Below are 21,956 nucleotides of genomic sequence, written 5' to 3'. Positions count from 1 at the left end.
GAAGACCGCTACGTCTCGGCCAGATAGCGGTGGACGAGCATGACCGCCATCGAGCCCTCGCCGACCGCCGCGGCCACGCGCTTGGCGGATTCGGCACGCACGTCGCCGGCGACGAAGACCCCGGGCACGCTCGATTCGAGGTGGTGCGGTGGGCGATCGAGCATCCAACCCGTGACCTCGCGGAGGTCGGGCCCGGCCAGGATGAAGCCGTGGTCGTCCCGGACGACCACACCGTCGAGCCAGTCGGTGCGGGGTTCGGCGCCGATGAAGATGAACATCTTCCCGCAGGCGACTTCCTGACGCTCACCGGTGTGGATGTGCTCCAGGCAGATGCGTTCCAGGCGGCCGTTGCCCTTGACCGCACCCACCACGGTGTGGGGACGTTCGACGATGTTGTCGGTCGCCCGGATCTGCTGCACCAGGTAGTGCGACATCGACTCCTCGAGCGGGCGGCGACTGACGATGGTGACCGCCTTCGCGGTGCGGGACAGATGCATGGCGGCCTGGCCTGCCGAGTTCGCGCCGCCGATCACGTAGACCTCGTCGTCGTCGCAGTCGGCGGCCACCGACGCGGTGGCGCCGTAATAGACACCGGCGCCGGTCAGGTCGGCGCAACCCTCGGCCGGCAGCTGCCGGTACTCGACGCCCATCGCCAGGATCACCGCGCGGGTTCCGATGGTGCGGCCGTCGGACAGATGCACCGTCCGGGCGCTCCCGTCGACCTCGAGGCGCGTCACCTCGGCCGCGGTGATCAGTTCGGCGTCGAACTTCTCGGCCTGGCGACGGGCGCGTTCGGCCAGCTGCGACCCGGAGAGACCGTCGGGGAATCCCAGGTAGTTCTCGATGCGCGAACTCTGCCCGGCTTGCCCTCCGGTCGCGGTGCGTTCGATGAGTACGGTCTTGAGACCTTCGGAGGCGCCGTAGACGGCCGCGGCCAGTCCGGCCGGACCGCCGCCGACGACCACCAGGTCATAGAAGTCGCCGGCCGGGGTCGTCGACAGTCCCAGTGTGGCAGCCAGTTCCGCGTCGGTCGGGTCGACGAGCGTCTCACCCTGTTCGGTCACCACCACCGGCAGCGTCAGCCCGTCGCAGCCGGCCGCCTCCAGCAGTCGGCTGCCCTTGGGTTCGTCTGAACGAAACCACGTGTAGTACAAGCGGTTTCGCGCCAGGAACTCACGCACCTCCGAGGATCGGGCGCTCCACGGATGCCCGATGATCTTGGTGTGCGGGATTGCCCGCTCCCCGGTGGCGCGCCACGCGTCGAGCAGCGCATCGATCACCGGGTAGAGCTTCTCCTGCGGCGGGTCCCAGGGCTTGAGCAGGTAGTGGTCGAGGTCGACGACGTTGATCGCGTCGATCGCGGCGTGGGTGTCGGCGTAGGCGGTCAGCAGGACACGGCGGGCCATCGGGAAGATGTCCATCGCGGCTTCGAGGAACTCGATCCCGCTCATCTGCGGCATCCGGTAGTCGGCGACGAACACCGCGACGGTTTCGCCGCGCAGCTTGAGCTCGTTGAGGGTCAACAGCGCGTCGGGCCCGGACTCCGCCCGCACGATGCGGTACCGCTCGCCGTAGTGACGCCGCAGATCCCGCGCGACCGCGCGAGACACCGCCGGATCGTCGTCCACGGTCAGGATCACCGGCTTACGAGGCGGTTGCGCGGCTTCTGTCATCGCACTCAGTATGCGCGACCTGTCCAGTCGAAAAGGTGGTCTCGCCCGAACGCAGCGGGTGACCTTGGGCCCTAACAGAGTGCGATGTCGCGGCGTACGAACAAGGTATGAGCAACTACGTAGAGGTGGCCCCGACAGTCGACGTCGACGTGACAACCCACGGCGAGTTCCCGGGCATCGCGGAGTATGCGCAAACCAAGATCGGCGGGCTCGCGCGCCTGGCCAAGCGGCCTGTCTCCTACGCCCGAGTCCGGTTGACGCGGCGACACGATCCGGCCGCCGAACGACCCGTGGTCGCCCAGGCGAACCTCGACGTCCACGGCCGGCCGGTCCGCGCCCAGGTCGAAGCGGCCACCGCGCGCGAGGCCATCGACATGTTGGAGTCGCGGGTGCGCCGCCGGCTGGAGCATCTGGCCGAGCGCTGGGAAGCGCCCAGGGGTCCCGGCGCGGCACCGCCGTGGCGCCACGGCCCGGAATCCGAACGCGGTTCCCGGTCGTTCGGCACCTCAGCGCCAGAGCCGAACATCGTGCGTCGGAAGTCCTACGCCATGGCTCCGTGCACGGTCGACGAAGCGGTGACCGAGATGGAGCTGCTCGACTACGACTTCCATCTGTTCAGCGAAAGTGGTTCGGGCGCAGCAGCAGTGGTCTACCGCTCGGGACCGTCCGGGTACCGGCTGGCTCTCGTGGCGCCGGAACTGGCAGAGGCGGTGGCTCCGTACCAGAAGCCCGTCACGGTCAGCTCGCATCCGCTTCCCTGCTTGCGTGAGCAGGACGCGATCGAGCGTTTGACCTTGCTCGGTCATCCGTTCCTGTTCTTCATCGACGCCGCACAAGGACGCGCGGGCGTCCTGTACCGGCGCTTCGACGGTGACTACGGGCTGATCATCCCCGCCGGGGATTCGTGACGGGCGTCAGCGCGGACGCACCACCATCACGGGCACCGTCGCGGCCTGCACGGTCGCGCTGCTGACCGAACCGAGCAGCGTGCCCGTCACCGCGCCGTAGCCGCGGCTACCCACGACGAGAAGCTGCGCCGACTCGGAGTGCTCGACGAGGTGGCGCGCCGGCTGATCGGCGACCACCACCCGGTCCACGGCCACGTCGGGGTAGCGCTGTTGCCACGGGGCGAGTCGTTGCGCAGCCTCCTGTTCGATCCCGGGCCGGATCTCGTCCCAGTCGAACCCCGGCATGTCGAACGCGCCCGGCGACCACCATGCGTGCAGCGCGACCAGCCGCACGCGGCGGCGGGCAGCCTCGACGAACGCCAGGTCGACGGCGGGCTCGCCGGCCGGTGATCCGTCGAAACCCAGGAGCACCGGAGCGTCGTCCGATGCGGCCGGCAGGTCGTCGGGCACGACGACCACCGGGCCGTGCGCGCTGTGGACCAGGCCGGTGCTGGTGCTGCCGAGCATGGCGCGGGCCAGCCGGCCCCGGCCGCGGGAACCGACGACGACCATTCCGGCCGTCCGCGACGCCTCCACCAGAGCTCCGGTCGGGGTGGCGACGACGAACTCGGTGGTCACCGGAACCGCGTCGCCGGTCAGCGCGCGGGCCCGTCGGGCCGCGTCGTCGAGCAGGTTCTGGCCGATCTGGCCCTGCCAGTCCATCAACCCGGCCGGCGCCGCCGAGGCCGGCCACGCGCCGACCGGCGGCATGGTCGCGTACAGGATGGTCAGCGCCGCACCGTGGAGCAGTGCTTCCCGGGCGGCCCATTCCAGCGCCGGTCCGGCGGACGGCGAATCGTCGACGCCGACGACTACCTTCGTGATCTCGGCCGGGGCCATCAGGACTCCTTGCTCGTGTGGTTCTACGCAGTATCGCGTGCACCGGGTCGACCCGATCAACTGGTGACCAACGACTCCTGTGTCAGCTAGTTAGCCGGGCTAGCGTGGACAGTATGGTTCTCAACGAATCCGGCACCGGCCGGCAACCCAACCGGTCCGTCGTCGAACGGTTGCCAGGGGCGGCGCCGCTGCGGAGCGCGGTACGGCCGCTGACCCGGACCGGCAACTACTACGCGCGTTCCTGGCGCGACTATCTCGGCCGCCGTGCACAGGACATGCCGATCGCCCGGCCCACCGTGGCGTTGGCTGCCGAGGCGCTGCGCGACGAGGTCGTCCTGCTCGGACTGCGGGCGCGACGTCCCCTCAGTGATCCCGCGGCGTTCGCGCGGATCCACGCCGAGGTCGTCGACGCGCTCGAGTTCTACGGCGAGCGTGGTTTCCTCGACGACCCCGAGAAGTTCTTTGCCGAACCGGGTCCGCTCACTGACGTCGACGTCGTGCCGATCCGGCGCCGCAACCGCTCCTATGCCCGCCTGCGCTGGGCGAGTAGCTACCGTCCGCTGCCCGGAGAACCGGGTGGGGAGCGGTGGTCGGGGTACCAGTCCAACCACCACGGGTACGGGCTGATGCTGCGGCATGCCGAGCCCCGGCCCTGGCTGGTGTGCGTCCACGGCACCGAGATGGGGCATGCCGGCATCGACCTGGCGCTCTTCCGCGCGTGGTACCTGCATGAAGAACTGGGGCTCAACGTCGTGTTGCCGGTGCTCCCGATGCACGGCCCGCGGTCGCGGGAACTGCCCAAGGCCGCCGTGTTCCCCGGCGAGGACGTTCTCGACGACATCCACGCCACCGCACAGTCGGTGTGGGACGTGCGCGGGCTGCTGTCGTGGATCCGACAGGAACAGCCGGGCGCCCAGATCGGGGTGTACGGGCTGTCGCTCGGTGGATTCGTCGCCGCGCTGGTCGCCGGCCTCGACCGTGACCTGACCTGCGCGGTCCTCGGGGTGCCGGTGGCCGACCTGATCGACCTGCTGGGGCGCCACTCCGGTCTGTCCCAGGACGACCCCCGGTGGCGCACCCTGGAACTGGCCGCGCCGCTGTCGCGGATGATCTCGCCGCTGTCGTTGACCCCCCGCGTGCCGCCCGAGGGCCGGTTCATCTACGCCGGCATGGCCGACCAGGTCGTGCATCCGCGCGAGCAGGTCGTCCGGCTGTGGGAACATTGGGGACGCCCCGACATCGAGTGGTACCGAGGTGGCCACGCCGGGTTCTTCCAGTCCCGGCCCGTGCACCGCTTCGTGACCGCGGCGCTGGTCCAGTCCGGTCTGGTCGCGGGCTAGCTGCAGGTTCGACGATTTTGGGCCTGGCCCCAGTGCGAGTACCATGGATCAACGGTGCGGCTACCGCGCCGACTTCCTGCGTGCCCTGACAGGATTCCCCGCCTCACCGGCTCGGGAATTCCCCGGATCCGGCCCACGTTTTCAAGTCGGACTCAGGCTGCGCTGAAGAGGCCAGCAAGCCGATACGAAACTAAAAGCTAAGGATCGTTACACAGTATGGCCAAGAAAGACGGTGCCATCGAGGTCGAGGGTCGTGTTGTCGAACCCCTGCCCAATGCGATGTTTCGCATTGAGCTGGAGAACGGACACAAGGTCCTCGCCCACATCAGCGGCAAGATGCGGCAGCACTACATCCGCATCCTCCCCGAGGACCGCGTCGTGGTGGAGCTCTCTCCCTACGACCTGTCCCGTGGCCGCATCGTGTACCGCTACAAGTAAGTCATCCCCCGAAGCAAGAGAAGGATCGAACAAGCCGTGAAGGTGAACCCGAGCGTCAAGCCCATCTGCGACAAGTGCAGGGTGATCCGCCGGCATGGGCGGGTCATGGTGATCTGCTCCGATCCGCGCCACAAGCAGCGGCAGGGATGAGCGCTTGCGTGAAGACCGGACAACACAGCTAGGTCTTCCGCTCATCTCTCACAACTGAATGCAGACCTCCCAGTACCAGTGAACGGCTGGGTTCTTTTAGAAGAAGAGCCGTTCACACACGTCCGGATCGGAGGCCGGACCCCGCCAGTAGCGCGGGAACGGACTGGGAACGACACCTCCGTACGAGAAGAAGGAACACTGCCTGATGGCACGTCTCATGGGCGTCGATCTGCCGCGCGACAAGCGCATGGAGATCGCCCTGACCTATATCTACGGCATCGGCCGTACCCGCTCCCAGGAGATCCTGGATGCCACCGGCATCAGCCGGGATCAGCGCACCAAGGACCTGACCGACGACCAGGTCACGCAGCTGCGCGACTACATCGAGGGCAACCTCAAGGTGGAGGGTGATCTGCGCCGCGAGGTGCAGGCCGACATCCGCCGCAAGATCGAGATCGGCTGCTACCAGGGTCTGCGGCACCGCCGCGGCCTGCCGGTGCGCGGCCAGCGGACCAAGACCAATGCGCGCACCCGCAAGGGCCCCAAGCGCACCATCGCCGGCAAGAAGAAGGCCAGGTAACCCCGGATGGCACAGGCAAAGAAGGGCGCCCCCAAGAAGGGGCAGAAGACCCGTCGCAGGGAAAAGAAGAACGTCCCGCACGGCGCCGCCCACATCAAGAGCACGTTCAACAACACGATCGTCTCGATCACCGACCCGCAGGGCAACGTGATCGCCTGGGCGTCGTCGGGACACGTCGGCTTCAAGGGGTCGCGTAAGTCCACGCCGTTCGCCGCGCAGCTGGCCGCCGAGAACGCCGCCCGCAAGGCGCAGGAACACGGCGTCAAGAAGGTCGACGTCTTCGTCAAGGGCCCGGGTTCGGGCCGCGAGACCGCCATCCGCTCGCTGCAGGCCGCCGGCCTCGAGGTCGGCGCGATCGCCGACGTCACGCCGCAGCCGCACAACGGATGCCGTCCGCCCAAGCGGCGCCGGGTCTAGGGAGGAACTGACTAATGGCTCGTTACACCGGACCCGTCACCCGCAAGTCGCGCCGTCTCGGCGTCGACCTCGTCGGTGGTGACCAGTCGTTCGAGAAGCGTCCCTACCCGCCCGGTCAGCACGGCCGCGCGCGGATCAAGGAGAGCGAATACCGCCTGCAGCTGCAGGAGAAGCAGAAGGCCCGCTTCACCTACGGCGTCATGGAGAAGCAGTTCCGTCGCTACTACGAAGAGGCCAACCGGCTGCCCGGCAAGACCGGTGACAACCTGCTGCGCATCCTCGAGAGCCGGCTGGACAACGTGGTCTACCGCGCAGGTCTGGCCCGCACCCGCCGGATGGCTCGCCAGCTCGTCAGCCACGGCCACTTCACCGTCAACGGCGTGAAGGTCGACGTCCCCAGCTACCGGGTGTCGCAGTACGACATCATCGACGTCAAGGACAAGTCGATCAACACGCTGCCGTTCCAGATCGCCCGCGAAACCGCCGGTGACCGCCCGATCCCGGGCTGGCTGCAGGTTGTCGGCGAGCGTCAGCGCATCCTGGTGCACCAGCTGCCCGAGCGGGCGCAGATCGACGTGCCGCTCACCGAGCAGCTCATCGTCGAGCTCTACTCGAAGTAACAATCCTGGCCCCGGAATCCACCGGGGCACAGGCCACCTAACGGCATCAAATAGCGGTTGCCGAGAAGGAGAACGAAAACACCATGCTGATTTCTCAGCGTCCCACCCTGAGCGAAGAGGTCCTCGCCGAGAACCGCTCCCAGTTCGTCATCGAACCGTTGGAGCCGGGCTTCGGATACACGCTGGGCAACTCGCTGCGTCGCACGCTGCTGTCGTCGATCCCCGGCGCAGCGGTCACCAGCATCCGCATCGACGGTGTGCTGCACGAGTTCACCACCGTCCCCGGGGTCAAGGAAGACGTCACCGACATCATCCTGAACCTGAAGTCGCTGGTCGTGTCCTCCGAGGAGGACGAGCCGGTCACGATGTACCTGCGCAAGCAGGGCCCCGGTGAGGTCACCGCGGGTGACATCGTTCCGCCGGCCGGTGTGACGGTGCACAACCCGGACATGCACATCGCCACCCTCAACGACAAGGGCAAGCTCGAGGTCGAGCTGGTCGTCGAGCGGGGCCGCGGTTATGTGCCTGCCGTGCAGAACAAGGCCTCGGGTGCCGAGATCGGCCGTATCCCGGTCGATTCCATCTACTCGCCGGTGCTGAAGGTCACCTACAAGGTGGAGGCCACCCGCGTCGAGCAGCGCACCGACTTCGACAAGTTGATCCTCGACGTCGAGACCAAGAACAGCATCAGCCCGCGTGACGCGCTGGCCTCGGCCGGCAAGACGCTGGTCGAATTGTTCGGTCTGGCAAGGGAACTCAACGTCGAGGCCGAGGGCATCGAGATCGGCCCGTCGCCGGCCGAGGCCGACCACATCGCGTCGTTCGCGCTGCCGATCGACGATCTGGACTTGACGGTGCGTTCCTACAACTGCCTCAAGCGCGAGGGTGTGCACACCGTCGGTGAGCTGGTCGCGCGCACGGAGTCCGATCTGCTGGACATCCGCAACTTCGGCCAGAAGTCCATCGACGAGGTGAAGATCAAGCTGCACCAGCTGGGCCTGTCGCTCAAGGACAGCCCGGCCAGCTTCGATCCGTCCGAGGTCGCCGGCTACGACGTCGCCACCGGCACCTGGAACAGCGACGCCGGCTACGACCTGGACGACAACCAGGACTACGCCGAGACCGAGCAGCTCTAATCAGTTTTCCGTCCCGGCCCTACCTGATACGGGGGCCGGCCCCGATAAAGGAGTAGTCACAATGGCTGGTGTTTTCCATGCCTAAGCCCACCAAGGGCCCTCGCCTCGGCGGGTCGTCCTCGCACCAGAAGGCGCTGCTGGCCAACCTCGCCACCGCGCTGTTCGAGCACGGCCGCATCAAGACCACCGAGCCCAAGGCGCGGGCGCTGCGGCCGTACGCGGAGAAGCTGATCACCCACGCCAAAAAGGGCACGCTGCACAACCGGCGTGAGGTGATGAAGAAGATCCGCGACAAGGACGTCGTGCACGTTCTGTTCGCCGAGATCGGGCCGTTCTTCGCCGACCGCAACGGCGGCTACACCCGCATCATCAAGGTCGAGAACCGCAAGGGCGACAACGCTCCGATGGCGGTCATCGAGCTGGTGCGGGAGAAGACGGTGACCTCGGAGGCCGACCGTGCTCGCCGCGTCGGTGCGTCGCAGCAGAAGGTCGCGGCCGCCGGTGCTCCGCAGGCTGCGGTCGAGCCGGAGGCCGCCGAAGGCCCGACGGCCGAGGAGGCCTCGGCCGAGGACGAGCTGCCCGAGGCGCAGGACACCACGGCTGTGGAGGCTCCGCGCACGAAGCCGGCCGATGAGACTGCAGCGGCCGAGGAAGCTGCCGCTGAGGATGACAAGTCCTAGCGACAACGTCGTGAGCATGCCCGCCACCGGAAACGGTGGCGGGCTTGTTCGTTTACGGCTCGACATCGCCTATGACGGCACGGATTTCGCCGGCTGGGCCCCCCAGGCCGGCCAGCGGACGGTCGCGGGTGCTCTGGACGAAGCGTTGACCACCGTGTTCGGTACGCCGATCGTCACGCGGGCCGCGGGCCGCACCGACTCCGGAGTGCACGCCGAGGCGCAGGTCGTCCACATCGACGTGCCCGAACAGTCGCTGCCACGGGCGTATCCGCGGTCGGCGCGGCCGGCAGACGCCGAGTTCGCGCCGCTGGTGCGGCGGCTGGGCCGGATGCTGACCCAGGACGTCCGGGTCCTCGACATCGTGCGCGCCGCACCGGGATTCGACGCGAGGTTCTCGGCGTTGCGGCGGCATTACGTCTACCGGCTGTCCACCGCGCCGTACGGTGTCGAACCTCGGGACGCCCGCTTCGTGACCGCGTGGCCGCGCGAGGTGGACGTCGAGGCCATGGCTGCTGCGGCCCGAGGACTGTTGGGGCTGCACGACTTTGCGGCGTTCTGCCGACATCGGGAGGGCGCCACCACGATTCGTGAGCTGCAACGGCTCGACTGCGTTCGGGACGGGCACCGCGTCGACGTGTACGTCACGGCTGACGCGTTCTGCTGGAACATGGTGCGCTCGTTGGTCGGAGCGCTGCTGGCGGTGGGGGAGCACCGCCGAGACGCGGCCTGGCTACGTGAGTTGTTGAATGCGCCGCGACGTTCCAGCGACTTCGCTGCCGCGCCGGCTCGTGGACTGACGCTCGTCGGGGTGGACTATCCGCCGGACAGCGAGCTGGCGGCCCGGAACCTGATCACGCGGGACATCCGGACCGCCGACGAAGTCGGCTGAATCAGATCCGGCCGGCGACGAAATCAGCGGCCTGGTTGACCATCCCGGCCCGGATGTACGCCGGGGCCAGGTGGTCGGGCCAGTAGTCCTGCCAGTTGTTCGGGTCCGTCGGGTTGCAGATCGGATCGTCACCGTGGCAGAGCTCGATGGTGCGCTCCTGGTACAGCGGGTTGAAGTTCGAGATCGGACCCACCCACGCGATGCCGTTGCCGAACAAGGCCACTGCGGCGATGTGCCGATCGACGCCCGCCGGGAGCGGGCTCTTGAAGCCGAACGCTGCGATCGGCACGGCCAGCACCACGTCGGTGACCGCGGCACCGAGCGAGTAACCGCCGAGCACCAACCGGGTGTCGGGGCACGTGGCGGCCATGTGCTGGATGCGCTGGCTCATGTCGTTGGCGCCGATGTCGATCTCGGTGTCGGCCGGATACTTCACCGCATACAGCGCGACGTTCTTTCCGGTCTTCTGTCGCAGCGCGGAGACCAGCGCGTTGCCGATCTGTCCGGCGCCGGGGGACTCGACGCGACCGCGAGCAAAAATGAGTTCCGCTTCCGGGCACGACTGTGCGACGGCGGTCGGGGTTGGCCCGAACAGCGCGAGCGTGGCCATCACGACTGCAGCTAGCACTGACAGGGCTCGGGTGGCCCGACGTGGACGCCGGCGATGGTGCTGGAGCGGTGCGTGAGTCACCCCGCCGATCATAGCGACCGCCGAGGACCGGTACCCGTGTTCTGCAACACCGTCCATGCCAAACGTCCTGTCTGCCAAAGGGTCAGATCCGGCCGGCGACGAAACCCGCGGCCTGGTCGATGAATACCGGGCCTTCGTAGTTCGTGTGCGCGAACGGGTTTCGACCGCCGGAGCAAATCGGATCGCCGTCGGCGCACACATCGATCGCCTTGCCTGCGAAGGTCCCCGTCGCCGAGACCGGGTTGCCGAACTTCGTCGCGGGATTGCCGAACACCGCAACCGCGGCGACGTTGCCGTTGAGTCCGCCGGGCAGCGGCGGCGCCGAGCCGATGTTGCCGATGCGGTTGCCCAGCGGCGGGACGCCGGCCAGCATGTCGACCACTGCGGCGCCCTGCGAATAGCCGCCCAGAACGATGCGGGTGCCGGGGCACTGCGCGGCCATCGCGGAGATGCGCGCGGTGGCGTCGATGGCGCCACTGGCGGTGTTGAGGAAGTCGTAGCTGGCGGGGTAGTTGACGCCGTAGATGCCGACCGTGCGACCGCCGAGCCGGTTGCGCAGGTTGTCGGCCAGCGCGTAGCCGACACGTCCCGGACCGGCCGGTTCACTGGTCCCGCGGGCAAACACCACTTCCACGTCGGGACAGGGTTGCGCCGACGCGGTCGGTGCGGGCAGGGCGAGCGCGGCGACGGGCGCCGCCACAACAGCGGCCACCGTCACGAGTCGGCGGCTCAGTCGATGGAAGAGCACAAGACACCGTAACGTATCTAGCAGCACTAAGTTAGTCCGGTCGCCGCAGCCGGGATGCGGTCTCCGTAGCGCGCCAGCGCCAGGCCGAGCAGCACAATGGCTCCGCCGAGTGCCTGCAGGGGCGTGATGGCCTCGCCCAGCAGCAGCCACGCGGCCACCACCGCGAACATCACCTCGGACAGACCGACCAGCGACGCGAACCGGGGCCGAAGGCGGGCGATGCCGACGATGCCGAGGGTGTAGGCGATTGCTGTGGGAATGAGCCCCAGCGCGATGACCGGCACCACCGGCGGCATGGTCAGGCCCGCGATGACGGTGTCGGCAGCAGTGAAAGTCATCGGCATGATCCCGACGACGCCCACCAGCGCGACCGCGGCGGCGCCGACGGCGAGGCCGCCGGTGGCCAACGTGATCGGGTGCAGCGGAGTCTGGTCAGGGTGGTGTTTACCGGTGCGGTCGGACATCAGGAAATAGCAGGCCGCGCACACCGCCGCAGCCAAGCCCCAGGCCACCCCCACCAGATTGATCTGGGCGGCGGTGAAACCGTCGGACCCGATCACGCCCAGCACCAGCATGATCCCCGCGATCGCGAGCGCGACGCCGCCGAGCGTCATCCCGGTGGGCCGCTGTCGGGTGGTGGCCCACAACCACGCGACCACGAGTACCGGCGCGGTGTACTCGAGCAGCAATGCGACGCCGACCGACAGATGCGACACCGCGTTGAAATAGAACAGCTGCGCCCCGGCGATGGGCACCAGGCCGTAAAGGGCGATGACCGGCAGGTGGCGACGGGCTTCGCGCAGCCACCCCGGGCGGGCGATCGCGGCGAACAGCGCCATGATCAGTGCGCCGCCGGCCAGCCGGGCGGTGACCGCGGCGGTCGGGCTCCACCCGGCGACCATGAGTGCCTTGCCGAACGGACCGGAGCAGCCGAACGCGAACGCCGAGCCGATCGCGAACATCAGTCCGGACCGGAACTGGTCGGTGCCGGTACGCCGTGCTTCGGGCGCCGTGTGCAACGCAGCCACCATCCACCTCCGGACCGCAGGGGTTTGTCATGAGTAAAATGAATTTCGTTCATGACGGTACCGTCGGAGGGTGTCAGGGGTCAAATGCTTTTCAGTCATGACACCGAGCTCACCCTGCGGGCTATCGGTGAACTGGTCAACAGCGACCGGGTCGACGGGGAGGAACTCGTCGATCTGCCCGCCTTGGACGCGTACCTGGATCGCCACGGCTGGACGGGCAGGCGCGACCGGGACGATGCGGAGCTGCGAGCGGTGCGCCAACTGCGCGAGAGGTTGGGCCGGATCTGGGCGGCCGCCGACGACGAGGTGTACGTCGTCGAACAGATCAACGCGCTGTTGTCGGACACCCGGGCGGCGCCGTGGCTCACCCGGCACCCGGAGATGCCGGAGTGGCACCTGCATCTGGCATCGGTGCACGACCCGCTGTGGCAGCGCATGGGCGCGGAGATGGCGATGGCGCTGGCCGACGTGATCCGGTCGGGAGAACTGCGTCGCCTCAAGGTCTGCGCCGCCCCGGACTGCGAGGCCGTGTTGGTCGATCTGTCCCGCAACCGGTCCGGCAAGTTCTGCGACACCGGAAACTGCGGCAACCGCCAGCACGTCGCGGCCTACCGGGAGCGCCGCGCGAAAAAGTGAAAAGCGCTGCCCCGCGAGGCCGATAGGCTGGCGCGGGGGTGACGATGGCTGGGCAGATCACACGCCTGCAGGTCAGCGGGCACCGGTTCCATGTTCGCCGGATGCACCACGCGCTGGTGCGTGCCGACGTCCGGATGCTCGACGATCCGCTTCGCGCGCAATCGCTTTCGTTGTCGGCGGGTGCCGTGGTCGCGGTCATCGCGGTGACGGTGTGCATGGTGCTGGCCGTGTTGCGCCCGGCCGCCGACGTCGGTGCAGCGCCGATCGTGCTGGTTCCCGAGACGGGTGCGCTCTACGTGACGGTCGAGGGCACCGTGCATCCGGTACCCAACCTGGCCTCGGCCCGGTTGGTCACCGGTTCCACCGACCCTCCGAAGTCCGTGTCCCAGCCCGCGATCGACCGGTCGGCCCGCGGCGCCGCGCTCGGAATTCCGGGCGCTCCAGTTCATTTCGGTCCGCCGCTGTCCGCTCAGGAGTCCCAGTGGACGGTGTGCGACGACGAGCACGGTGCCACCACCGTGTTCGCGGATTCGGTTGCCGACACGGCAGTCCGGTCCGGTGGCAGTGTGCTGGTAGCCGTGCGCGGGAACGCCGCGCTGACCTATCTGCTGCACGGCGGCTGGCGATCACGGGTCGACCTGCGGCAGCCGGCAGTCGTGCGGGCGTTGAAACTCGACGGGGTCGCACCGCGCGAGGTTTCGCCGGCTCTGCTCTCGGCGATGCCCGAGGCGCCGCCGATCGCGCCGCCGCCGATCCCGGCGGCCGGCACTGCAGGGCCCTCGACCCTCGGCGGGTTGCCCGTCGGGGCGGTATTCGCCGCATCCGGAGTCGACGGCGAACACCTCTACGTCGTCCTGTCCGACGGCGTACAGCGCATCGGTCCGGTGACCGCTGACCTGATCCGCTACAGCGACGCCCGCGCCGAGAACCGGATACCCGTGCTGGCTCCCGACGTCGTCGGCACGGTGGCGGTGCGAACCACCCTGGCGGTGAACACGTTTCCCGACCAGGCGGACATCGCGTCGCCACGCGTCATCTGCGTCGGCTGGCGCGCCGACCGTGCGGAGGACGCATCGCCGAGCGCCGTACTGCTCGGCGAAGAGCTGCCGGCCTCACCGGCCGCAGTACGCCTCGCTCAGGCTGACGGGCCGGGACCGGCCGTCGACTCCGTGGGGATCCCCGCGGGGCGCAGCGTGTACGTGCGCAGCGTCGGGATCGCCGGTGGCGGGTACAGCAGCGGAGCGTCGTTTCTGGTCGCCGACACCGGCGTGGCCTTCGGCGTCGGCGCCGACGACTCCGCGGCGCGGCTCGGCCTGATCGACCCGCCGGCGCCCGCGCCATGGCCCGTGCTGTCGACGTTGCCGCGTGGGCCCGAACTGAGCCGCAGCGCCGCGTCAGTCGCGTGGGACGGCGCGGCGTAGCCGGCCCAGCGCGGCCATCACCACCCCGACTCCGCCGATCAGGACCAGGCAGATCACGCCGGCGCGGACAGGGGAGCCCGGGTCGGTCTCGGCCACCGGAATCGGTTGCGCCACAGTGGTTACGTTGGTCATACGCTGCGGAGTGCCGACACCGGCCGGTCCGGACACCGCCGCCAGTGCGTCGACGACGCCGTGACCCACAGCCGGGTTCCAACCACCGGGTGGCTGCTGAGCCGTCTCTTCGATCCGGGCCGTCACCTGCCGTGCCGTCAGTTCCGGGAAGCGGGCCCGCACGAGTGCTGCGACTGCACTGACCACCGGGGCCGCGTAGCTGGTGCCCGACAGCGGGGTGCCCTGAGGTGAGGTGTCGACGAGTCCATCCGTGGCCGCTGCCAGCGAGGTCACCTGCTCGCCGGGTGCGGCCACGTCGACCCACGGTCCGGGAAGGCTGAACGGCGACGCGACACCGTCGACACCCACCGACCCGACGGTCAGCACATAGTCGTCGTACCAGGCGGGGCTGACCACGACCGCGACCTCGGCGGCCGTCGACGCATCGCTCGGGTTGTCGTCCGGGCATTGCCCGGGACCGCCGACGTTGCCCGCTGCGCTGACCACGACGACGTTCTTCACGTCCACCGCGTAGGCCAGGGCGGCGCCCAGGGCCCGGTCGTCGAGGCCGGCGCCGACAGGCAGACACGCCACCGACGAGATGTTGATGACACCGGCACCCAGGTCGGCTGCGGTCCGGACGGCCGCGGCCAGCGTCTCGACATCACCGAAGCCGGACTGGCCGGATTCGTCGCTGGCACGGAACTTGTTGCTGGACTGTCGAATCGCCAGAATGGCTGCCTCCGGCGCGACCCCGGCGAACGCCTTCGGGTCGCTGGTGTCGGGACTCGCAGCGATGATGCCGGCGACCGCGGTGCCGTGGCCGTCGCAGTCGGCGGTGCCGTCCTGCATCCAGACGTAATCCCCGCCGGGGATCAGGTGCGGCAGGCGGCGGTGCCGGGCCACGCCGGTATCGATGACCGCGACGGTCTGCCCCGCGCCGCGGCTCAGTGCCCACACGGCGCGGGCGTCCCACGCGGGTGCGGCCGCGCTGTCGGTCGACTCGGCCGGAACGGCGACGCAGTCCTCGTGCCGCGTGGTGGGCCGCGGTGGTGCGGGCGCGGCGGCCGGAGGCAGCAACGTGTCGTCGATGGGCGGTGGGGTGGCGGTGTCCGCGGCCGCCACGGGCGACGCGATCACCGACCACATGGCGCACATCGCCAACCCGCGTTTCACGCTCATGACAGACCCAGCCCGCGTGCCCAGCCGTACGCGCCCGTGACCCACAGCGCCAGCGGCACCACCACCACCAGCGCCGCATATTCCAGCACTTGAACGCCCTGACGCACAACGGGAGTGAGCTCGCTCCCGCACTGCGTCCGGTACGTCAACGCCATGCCGGCAAGCGCCGCGCCGGCACACAACCAATGCAGGTGCGCCGACCACAGCAGGGCCGTGCCGACCCACCCGGTCGCACAGCCCACCAGCCCGGCCGCCCCCAGCGCGATACGCCGTGCCGGATCATGGTGATGGCGTGCCCGCAGAGACAGCAGTACTCCGACATCGACCGCCAGCGCGACGGCCGGAACAGCGCTTGCTGCTGCGAGCGCGACGGCGCCGAGCGCTGCGGTCGCCGAGCAACCGATGACCAGCCCGGTCAACAGTCGGTGCGCCGCGGCGGCGCGTCCCGGTTCGATCGTCTCCCGTGCCGGGGACAGCCCGGCAGCGCCGATCACCATGCGCGGTGCCACGGTCAGTGCTGCCACCGAAGCCGACACCAGGACGGCGCCCGCCCCGCCCGTGGACAAGGACGCCGTTGCGCTGACTGCTGCGGCCGCTGTCACGAGCCCTGCCGCGGTCCCGGCGGCGACGTGCATGGTCGACGCCGTGACACGACCCAGCAGTGCGGCCATCGCGCAGCCGGCCCCGGCTGCGAACGCGACGCTGAGCTGCCAGGATGCCTGCGGGAGCGCGAGATACCCGGTGGCCGCGGCGAATACCGGGGCCCCGACGTTGAGCGTGGTCGGAAGCGGGCAGCGACGGTCGGCGGTACCGATGATCGCGGCGGCCGCGGCCAGCGCGGCCGCGCACCACAGGCGAACGTCCGGCCCGCCAGGCCACACCAACGCCACGGCCAGCACCGCCACCACAGCCAGCCCGGCGCCTTCGAGCAGCAGCGACGGCAGCACCGCGCCGGGTCGCGCGTGATCCGCGACGAGTGACGCGGCGTCGACCGACGAACGGCGTGGAGCCGGTACCCCGGCAGCATCCAGCACGAGGACATCTCCATCTTCGACACCGTTGTCCCGCAGGCCGTTCGACGTGTCGAGTACGCCACCGGTCAGCCGGCTCAGATGCCACCGGTGGGGACCATCTTGCGACGACGGTCCGACAACGACATCGACCAGATCGGGCAACAACGTGCCGACCGGACAATCGGCGGGCACGTTGACATCGACGGCCGCGGCACCCGACCGCGGCGCGCACACCGTCACCCGGCACAACCAATCACGCATGCGGCCAACGTATCCGGCATTCCCGGCCGCGCGACCGCCAAATTTCTCACCTGTGGATGGAACGCCGACGCGGTGCGGTGCGTCTACTCACATGTGGACACCCCCACCACCCCGGCGCGCATCGTGCTCGATGCGCCCCCCGATGTTCCCGATGCCGCGCCGACGGCGCCGATGGCCAAGCTGATGCCCATCGTGATGCTGGTGGCGATGCTCGGTATGGGGGCGTGGTACCTGAGCACCGGTGCCACCAGAGCGCCCATGGGCTTGTTCTTCCCGGCGATGATGGTGTTCTCGGTGCTGGGCTCGTTGGTCTACAGTGTCCGCGCGGGCGGACGCGGAGGGGAACTCAACGAGCGACGTGCCGAGTATCTGCGCTATCTCGCCGGTGTCGAGCGTGCTGTGATGGCCGCAGCCGACGAACAGCACCGCCGGCTGCATCTGACGCATCCCGATCCGGGTGCGCTGTGGACGATGCACGACCGCATACGTAGCTCAGAGGATGACGAATTCTTCTGCGTACGAATCGGTATCGGCGCACGACCGGCCGAGGTCGTGATCGTCGCACCGACGCTGCCCGACGACGATGCCGCCGACCCGGTCACCTCCACCGCTGCGCGCCGGCTGGTGCGTGCCTACGCCCTGGTCGACGCCGTACCCGTGACTGTCGATCTGTCCGCCGTCCGGGAGATCCGGGTGAGCGGGGACCTCGAGGCATGTCGGGCGCTGGTGCGGGCCGTGGTGTGCCAGATCGCCGTGCATCATCATCCGGGCGTCGTCGGCGTCGCGATCTGCGCCGGGTGCGACCAGGGCCCGTACTGGGAATGGGTGAAATGGTTTCCAAGGCAGAGTGCTTCGCCGGACCGGTGTCGGATCGTCGTCGTCGACGGTGTCGAGCCGCCCGTGCCCGACCGGCACACCACTGTTCTCGTCGTGGTCGCCGCGCCGACGCCGGTGACGGTGACCGCGGACGCCAAACCGATCGCAGTCGTCCCTGACGCGATGACTGTGATCGATGCGGCCACCTGCGCTCGCCGGCTGGCGCGCCGCGTCCCACAGTCCGGTGTCGCGCCGGTGTCTGCGGGAGACTGGTTGATGCTCAACGGTATTCGGGATCTCGATACCGTCGACGTCGCCGCGTACCGCCGCGGCCACGGTGCCGGCGACCTGCTACGGGTGCCGGTCGGTGTGGCCGAGGACCGCACTGTCGTCACCCTCGACATCAAGGAAGCCGCCGCGGGCGGGCTGGGTCCGCACGGGCTGTGTGTCGGCGCGACCGGGTCGGGGAAGTCGGAGTTCCTGCGCACACTGACCCTGGGCATGATCGCGGCGCATTCGCCCGAAGACCTCAACCTCGTGCTCGTCGATTTCAAGGGCGGCGCCACCTTTCTGGGCTTCGAGAACGCCCGCCACGTCGCCGCGGTGATCACGAACCTCGCCGACGAGGCACCCCTGGTCGCGCGGATGCGCGACGCGCTGGCCGGGGAGGTCACCCGCCGCCAGGAACTGCTGCGCGCTGCAGGCAACTTGGCTGACCTGACCGCATACCGGCAAGCCCGCCACGAGCGCAGCGACCTCTCGCCGCTGCCCGCATTGTTCATCGTGGTCGACGAGTTCTCCGAACTCCTCAGCCGGCATCCCGACTTCGCCGAGCTGTTCGTCGCGATCGGGCGCCTCGGCCGATCCCTGGGCATCCATCTGCTCCTGGCCAGTCAACGCCTCGACGAGGGCCGACTGCGCGGACTGGAAACCCACCTGTCCTACCGGGTGTGCCTGAAGACGTTCTCGGCCGGTGATTCCCGCGCGGTACTCGGCGTGCCCGATGCCTACCATCTGCCCGCCGAGCCCGGTGCGGCATATCTCAGGACCGCCGACGGCCTGTTGACGCGCTTCCAAACCTCTTACGTCTCGGGCGGGTACACCCCGGTGGTCGCTGAGGAACCGCGTCGCGCCGCCGTGGAGGTCTTCAACCGGGTCACGGCGAACCCGACTGTCATTGACACGGAACCGACTCGGCGGCCGCTGCTCGAAACCGTCCTGCACCGGTTCGCGACCACAGGATCGGCGGCGCACCCGGTGTGGCTGCCGCCGCTGCGTCAGGCCCCGCGTCTGGACCGCCTGCTCGACCGGGCGTCCCCGCTGCGAGTGCCGATCGGGGTGGTGGACTGCCCGTTCGAACAACGCTACGAGCCTCTGATGGTCGACGTATCCGGTGCGGCCGGAAACCTCGCCGTCGTCGGCGCGCCGCAGTCCGGGAAATCCACCGCGCTGCGCATCGTGATCAGCGCGCTGGCCGCCACCCACGACGCGTCACACGTCCAGTTCTACTGTCTCGATTTCGGCGGTGGGGCCCTGAGCACGCTGCGCGGTCTGCCCCACGTCGGGTCGGTGGCCGGCCGCCGCGACACCGAGCTGTGCCGCCGCACCGTCGCCACCGTGGAGGCGGTACTTCGGCAACGTGAGGCCGCGTTCCGCGAACTGGGCGTGAGCACCATGGTCGAGTACCGCACTGCCGGCCAGGACAGCATCGGCGACGTGTTCCTGGTCGTCGATGGCTGGTCCAGCCTGCGCGACGAGTTCGACCACCTGGAGCCGGCCATCACCGCGCTGGCCGGACAGGGGCTCGCCTACGGTGTCCACGTCATGCTCGCAGCCTCCCGGTGGGCGGATCTGCGGCCTGCGCTGAAAGACCAACTCGGCACCCGCATCGAACTGCGGTTGGGCGATCCCGCGGAATCCGAGATGGACCGCCGGCGCGCCCGGGAACTCACCAGCCTGCCGGCAGGCCACGGGATCACCTCGACAGGAAAGGAATTCGCGATCGCCCTACCCGACGGGGCGGTACCGCGACACAGCCCGGGCGTGCGATCGGTGCCACCGGTGGAGCTGCTTCCGCATCGCGTCGAGCTGCATACGTTGACCGGTGGGGCGCCGCGCGGTCACATCGTCCTCGGGGTGGGGGAAGGCGATCTGCGACCGGTCGTGCTGGACCTCGGCGACCATCCGCATCTGCTGATCCTCGGCGAGGGGGAGTGCGGCAAGACCGCACTGCTTCGGACACTGTGCACCGAGTTGACCCGCACCCGCTCCGCAGCCGAGGCCCAGCTCGAGATCGTCGACTACCGTCGCACCCTGCTCGGCATTGTCGAATCCCCGCATCTGAGCGGCTATTCGGTGTCCGGTGTCGCGTTGGCTTCTCGCATGAACGTGCTGCAGCAACAGCTGAGCGCCCGATTGCCCGATGAGCACGTCACCCAACGACAGTTGCGCGATCGGTCCTGGTGGACCGGCCCGGACATCTATCTGGTGATCGACGACTACGACCTGGTTGCCGGTGCCACCGGCAACCCGCTGACGCCGCTGGCCGATTTCCTGCCGCACGCCAAGGACATCGGGTTACACGTGATCGTGGCCCGCCGGTCCGGTGGCGCCGCGCGGGCGCTGTTCGATCCGGTGCTCGCCCGGCTGCGCGACATGGGCTGCAGCGGACTGATGATGAGCGCGAGCCCCGACGAAGGCGTCCTGCTCGGCGGCATCCGGCCCGGCCCGCTGCCGCCCGGCCGCGGGATTCTGAGCGTGCGTGGCCGGCGTGACGAACTGCTCCAGGTGGCCTGGGTCGAGCCGCCATGACCACCATCGTGGTGGAAGTCGGACCGAAAACGGTTCGCGGGCAGGGTGATCCGCCCGATCACTGGGTCGATGCCGCGATCGACTGTCTCGACGACGACATCGCGCTCATCGACGAGCATCCGGTGGCGGTTGCCGACGTGTGGTGCGACGTACTGGACGCCGCGATCGGCGACCACCCCGACCCTTCCGACCAGATCATCCTGGTACTGCCGACATGGTGGTCGGCAACCCGCGTCGCCACAGTGACCCAGGCACTGCACCGCTGCCGCGCCGACGCGGTCGTGCACACCCGGGGCGCACTGCTCACCGAAGATGCGGACGCCTCGGTGGTCGAGGTGGCCGACGACTTCGTGCTGCTCATGTCCGGCACCGCCGAGCCGATCGTGCTCGACCGGCGTGCAATGGATCTCACGGCGTACCTCGGCGGTGTCACCGAGGTGCTGATCGACATGCCCACCGGGGTGGTGCCGCTGCCTCCCGAAGTGTCGACCGATCTGCGGGCCGCAGGCGTGCGTACCACCTTCGTGGGCCGACAACGGTTCTGGCGTACCGCGACCGACCCCGAGCCGGTCTGCGCGCCGCGTCAGCGCCGTCGCGTTGCCACTGCGATCGGTGTCCTCGCCGCGTCCGCCGCTGCGGGCTGGGCCGTCCACACGTCCGCCGTGCCGGTGGACGACGGATCGGCCTGGGTCGTCGAGGGCAGTGTCGGGTTCCGCGTGCCCGCGCAATGGACGGTCGAACGTGTCACCGTGGGACCGGGATCGGCGCGCCTGCAGGTGTCCGATCCCGGCGGCACGGCCGCGCTACACCTCACCCAGTCACAGCTGACCGCACCGACATCACGGGCCGGCTTGGCCGCGTCATTGCGCGCCGCCATCGCCGTCGAAACGCCGGGCGTCTTCGTCGACTTCGAACCGGAAGGCCGAGTCGGCCGGCGTCCGGCCGTGACCTACCGCGAAATCCGGACCCACAGCCACACCGCGTGGGCGGTGATCACCGACGGCGCCACGAGCATCGCGGTCGGATGCCAGAGCGCCCCCACCGAGTCCGCTGTGCTGCACCAGATCTGCGTGCGCGCCGTCGAGTCGGCACGCGTCGTCGATTGAGTGGAACCGATCGGCGCCCACCGGCGTCCTAATAACAAACCGCCTGAGTTCCACCGCGAAAGGATCCGCCGATGTCCACACCCGCCATGCCTCCGCCGACCGGTTCGGCCGCACTGACCACCGATCTGGATCTGATGGTCGCGATCGCGGGGAAGACCGATGCGCGCAACGATGAGCTGCGGGCGATGCTCAGCTCGTTCATCACGGCAATGAGCAGCGTGCCGGCATCGGTATGGGGCGGCGTGGCCGCGGTGCGCTTCCGCGAGGTCGTCGAGCGCTGGAACGGTGAGGCGCTCAAGCTGCATGCAGCGTTGGCCCGCATCGCCGAGACCATCCGCGACAACGAGCGGGTGCTGCGGGCGGTCGGCGAAACCCACTCGCAGCACATCGATTCCGTCGCGGCGGGACTGTAGGAGGACAGC

22 protein-coding genes are annotated in these 21,956 nt (G+C 69.1%); 15 read left to right on the top strand and 7 right to left on the bottom strand.

Going from position 1 to position 21,956, the window contains the following annotated elements:
* Nucleotides 1-8: 8 nt before the first annotated feature.
* Nucleotides 9-1,673, bottom strand: coding sequence for an FAD-dependent oxidoreductase (locus ACQI46_RS00710; protein ID WP_427092029.1), 1,665 nt, complete (start codon nucleotides 1,671-1,673; stop codon nucleotides 9-11).
* 107 nt (nucleotides 1,674-1,780) lie between these two features.
* Here ACQI46_RS00710 and ACQI46_RS00705 point away from each other — a divergent pair, with 107 nt between their 5' ends.
* Complete coding sequence (locus tag ACQI46_RS00705; RefSeq protein ID WP_427092028.1) at nucleotides 1,781-2,581, top strand: ribosome hibernation promotion factor; 801 nt, start codon at nucleotides 1,781-1,783, stop codon at nucleotides 2,579-2,581.
* 6 nt (nucleotides 2,582-2,587) lie between these two features.
* Here the strand turns inward: ACQI46_RS00705 and ACQI46_RS00700 are convergent, their stop codons facing one another.
* Nucleotides 2,588-3,460 carry a universal stress protein gene (locus ACQI46_RS00700; protein WP_427092027.1) on the bottom strand — a complete coding sequence of 291 codons (873 nt, stop codon included), beginning with the start codon at nucleotides 3,458-3,460 and terminating at the stop codon, nucleotides 2,588-2,590.
* Between the two features lie 113 nt (nucleotides 3,461-3,573).
* Here ACQI46_RS00700 and ACQI46_RS00695 point away from each other — a divergent pair, with 113 nt between their 5' ends.
* From ACQI46_RS00695 to truA, 9 genes are all read left to right on the top strand, one after another.
* On the top strand, nucleotides 3,574-4,800 hold the full coding sequence (locus ACQI46_RS00695; RefSeq protein ID WP_427092026.1) for an alpha/beta hydrolase family protein: 1,227 nt from the start codon (nucleotides 3,574-3,576) through the stop codon (nucleotides 4,798-4,800).
* 216 nt (nucleotides 4,801-5,016) lie between these two features.
* Complete coding sequence (gene infA, locus ACQI46_RS00690) at nucleotides 5,017-5,238, top strand: translation initiation factor IF-1 (protein WP_003418601.1); 222 nt, start codon at nucleotides 5,017-5,019, stop codon at nucleotides 5,236-5,238.
* 36 nt (nucleotides 5,239-5,274) lie between these two features.
* Nucleotides 5,275-5,388, top strand: coding sequence for a 50S ribosomal protein L36 (gene rpmJ, locus ACQI46_RS00685; RefSeq protein ID WP_003879483.1), 114 nt, complete (start codon nucleotides 5,275-5,277; stop codon nucleotides 5,386-5,388).
* Between the two features lie 205 nt (nucleotides 5,389-5,593).
* A complete protein-coding gene (gene rpsM, locus ACQI46_RS00680) occupies nucleotides 5,594-5,968 on the top strand; it encodes a 30S ribosomal protein S13 (RefSeq protein WP_090588189.1) in 375 nt (124 codons plus the stop codon).
* A gap of 6 nt (nucleotides 5,969-5,974) precedes the next feature.
* The gene (gene rpsK / locus ACQI46_RS00675; RefSeq protein WP_011895801.1) at nucleotides 5,975-6,385 is read left to right on the top strand and encodes a 30S ribosomal protein S11; all 411 of its coding nucleotides are present in this window, start codon (nucleotides 5,975-5,977) and stop codon (nucleotides 6,383-6,385) included.
* 14 nt (nucleotides 6,386-6,399) lie between these two features.
* Nucleotides 6,400-7,005 carry a 30S ribosomal protein S4 gene (rpsD, locus tag ACQI46_RS00670; protein ID WP_427061890.1) on the top strand — a complete coding sequence of 202 codons (606 nt, stop codon included), beginning with the start codon at nucleotides 6,400-6,402 and terminating at the stop codon, nucleotides 7,003-7,005.
* A gap of 83 nt (nucleotides 7,006-7,088) precedes the next feature.
* Nucleotides 7,089-8,141: a DNA-directed RNA polymerase subunit alpha gene (locus tag ACQI46_RS00665; protein WP_427092025.1), complete on the top strand. Its 1,053-nt coding sequence runs from the start codon at nucleotides 7,089-7,091 to the stop codon at nucleotides 8,139-8,141.
* Between the two features lie 77 nt (nucleotides 8,142-8,218).
* Nucleotides 8,219-8,821 (top strand): 50S ribosomal protein L17, encoded by a 603-nt coding sequence (rplQ, locus tag ACQI46_RS00660; RefSeq protein WP_427092024.1) that lies wholly within the window; start codon nucleotides 8,219-8,221, stop codon nucleotides 8,819-8,821.
* On the top strand, nucleotides 8,808-9,710 hold the full coding sequence (truA, locus tag ACQI46_RS00655; RefSeq protein WP_427092023.1) for a tRNA pseudouridine(38-40) synthase TruA: 903 nt from the start codon (nucleotides 8,808-8,810) through the stop codon (nucleotides 9,708-9,710). Before rplQ ends, truA begins: the two co-directional genes overlap by 14 nt.
* Nucleotide 9,711: 1 nt before the next feature.
* Here truA and ACQI46_RS00650 read toward each other — a convergent pair whose 3' ends face one another.
* The 3 genes from ACQI46_RS00650 to ACQI46_RS00640 all read right to left on the bottom strand — a co-directional run bounded on the left by ACQI46_RS00650 (nucleotide 9,712) and on the right by ACQI46_RS00640 (nucleotide 12,180).
* Nucleotides 9,712-10,320 carry a cutinase family protein gene (locus ACQI46_RS00650; protein ID WP_427092762.1) on the bottom strand — a complete coding sequence of 203 codons (609 nt, stop codon included), beginning with the start codon at nucleotides 10,318-10,320 and terminating at the stop codon, nucleotides 9,712-9,714.
* Between the two features lie 163 nt (nucleotides 10,321-10,483).
* Nucleotides 10,484-11,113, bottom strand: coding sequence for a cutinase family protein (locus ACQI46_RS00645; protein ID WP_427092022.1), 630 nt, complete (start codon nucleotides 11,111-11,113; stop codon nucleotides 10,484-10,486).
* 62 nt (nucleotides 11,114-11,175) lie between these two features.
* A complete protein-coding gene (locus tag ACQI46_RS00640) occupies nucleotides 11,176-12,180 on the bottom strand; it encodes an EamA family transporter (protein WP_427092021.1) in 1,005 nt (334 codons plus the stop codon).
* An 81-nt stretch (nucleotides 12,181-12,261) separates the two neighbouring features.
* Here ACQI46_RS00640 and ACQI46_RS00635 point away from each other — a divergent pair, with 81 nt between their 5' ends.
* Nucleotides 12,262-12,813 (top strand): CGNR zinc finger domain-containing protein, encoded by a 552-nt coding sequence (locus ACQI46_RS00635; protein WP_427092020.1) that lies wholly within the window; start codon nucleotides 12,262-12,264, stop codon nucleotides 12,811-12,813.
* Nucleotides 12,814-12,857: 44 nt separating this feature from the next.
* Complete coding sequence (gene eccB, locus ACQI46_RS00630) at nucleotides 12,858-14,234, top strand: type VII secretion protein EccB (protein ID WP_427092019.1); 1,377 nt, start codon at nucleotides 12,858-12,860, stop codon at nucleotides 14,232-14,234.
* On the opposite strand, the gene mycP is transcribed toward eccB, so the two are convergent.
* Entirely contained in the window at nucleotides 14,208-15,527 is a 1,320-nt protein-coding gene (gene mycP, locus ACQI46_RS00625) for a type VII secretion-associated serine protease mycosin (protein ID WP_427092018.1), read from the bottom strand. The genes eccB and mycP overlap by 27 nt on opposite strands.
* The gene (eccD, locus tag ACQI46_RS00620; protein ID WP_427092017.1) at nucleotides 15,524-16,801 is read right to left on the bottom strand and encodes a type VII secretion integral membrane protein EccD; all 1,278 of its coding nucleotides are present in this window, start codon (nucleotides 16,799-16,801) and stop codon (nucleotides 15,524-15,526) included. Before eccD ends, mycP begins: the two co-directional genes overlap by 4 nt.
* A gap of 171 nt (nucleotides 16,802-16,972) precedes the next feature.
* Here eccD and eccCb point away from each other — a divergent pair, with 171 nt between their 5' ends.
* From eccCb to ACQI46_RS00605, 3 genes are all read left to right on the top strand, one after another.
* Nucleotides 16,973-20,428 carry a type VII secretion protein EccCb gene (eccCb, locus tag ACQI46_RS00615; RefSeq protein ID WP_427092761.1) on the top strand — a complete coding sequence of 1,152 codons (3,456 nt, stop codon included), beginning with the start codon at nucleotides 16,973-16,975 and terminating at the stop codon, nucleotides 20,426-20,428.
* Nucleotides 20,425-21,534 (top strand): type VII secretion-associated protein, encoded by a 1,110-nt coding sequence (locus ACQI46_RS00610; RefSeq protein ID WP_427092016.1) that lies wholly within the window; start codon nucleotides 20,425-20,427, stop codon nucleotides 21,532-21,534. The genes eccCb and ACQI46_RS00610 overlap by 4 nt, the downstream gene beginning before the upstream one ends.
* Before the next feature lie 86 nt (nucleotides 21,535-21,620).
* Nucleotides 21,621-21,947 (top strand): WXG100 family type VII secretion target, encoded by a 327-nt coding sequence (locus ACQI46_RS00605; protein WP_427092760.1) that lies wholly within the window; start codon nucleotides 21,621-21,623, stop codon nucleotides 21,945-21,947.
* Nucleotides 21,948-21,956 lie beyond the last annotated feature (9 nt).

The organism is Mycobacterium sp. SMC-4 (assembly GCF_050205565.1).
Lineage (GTDB): Bacteria > Actinomycetota > Actinomycetes > Mycobacteriales > Mycobacteriaceae > Mycobacterium.
The sequence above is the reverse complement of the archived record's forward strand: the minus strand, read 5'-3'. Positions and strand labels throughout refer to the sequence as shown.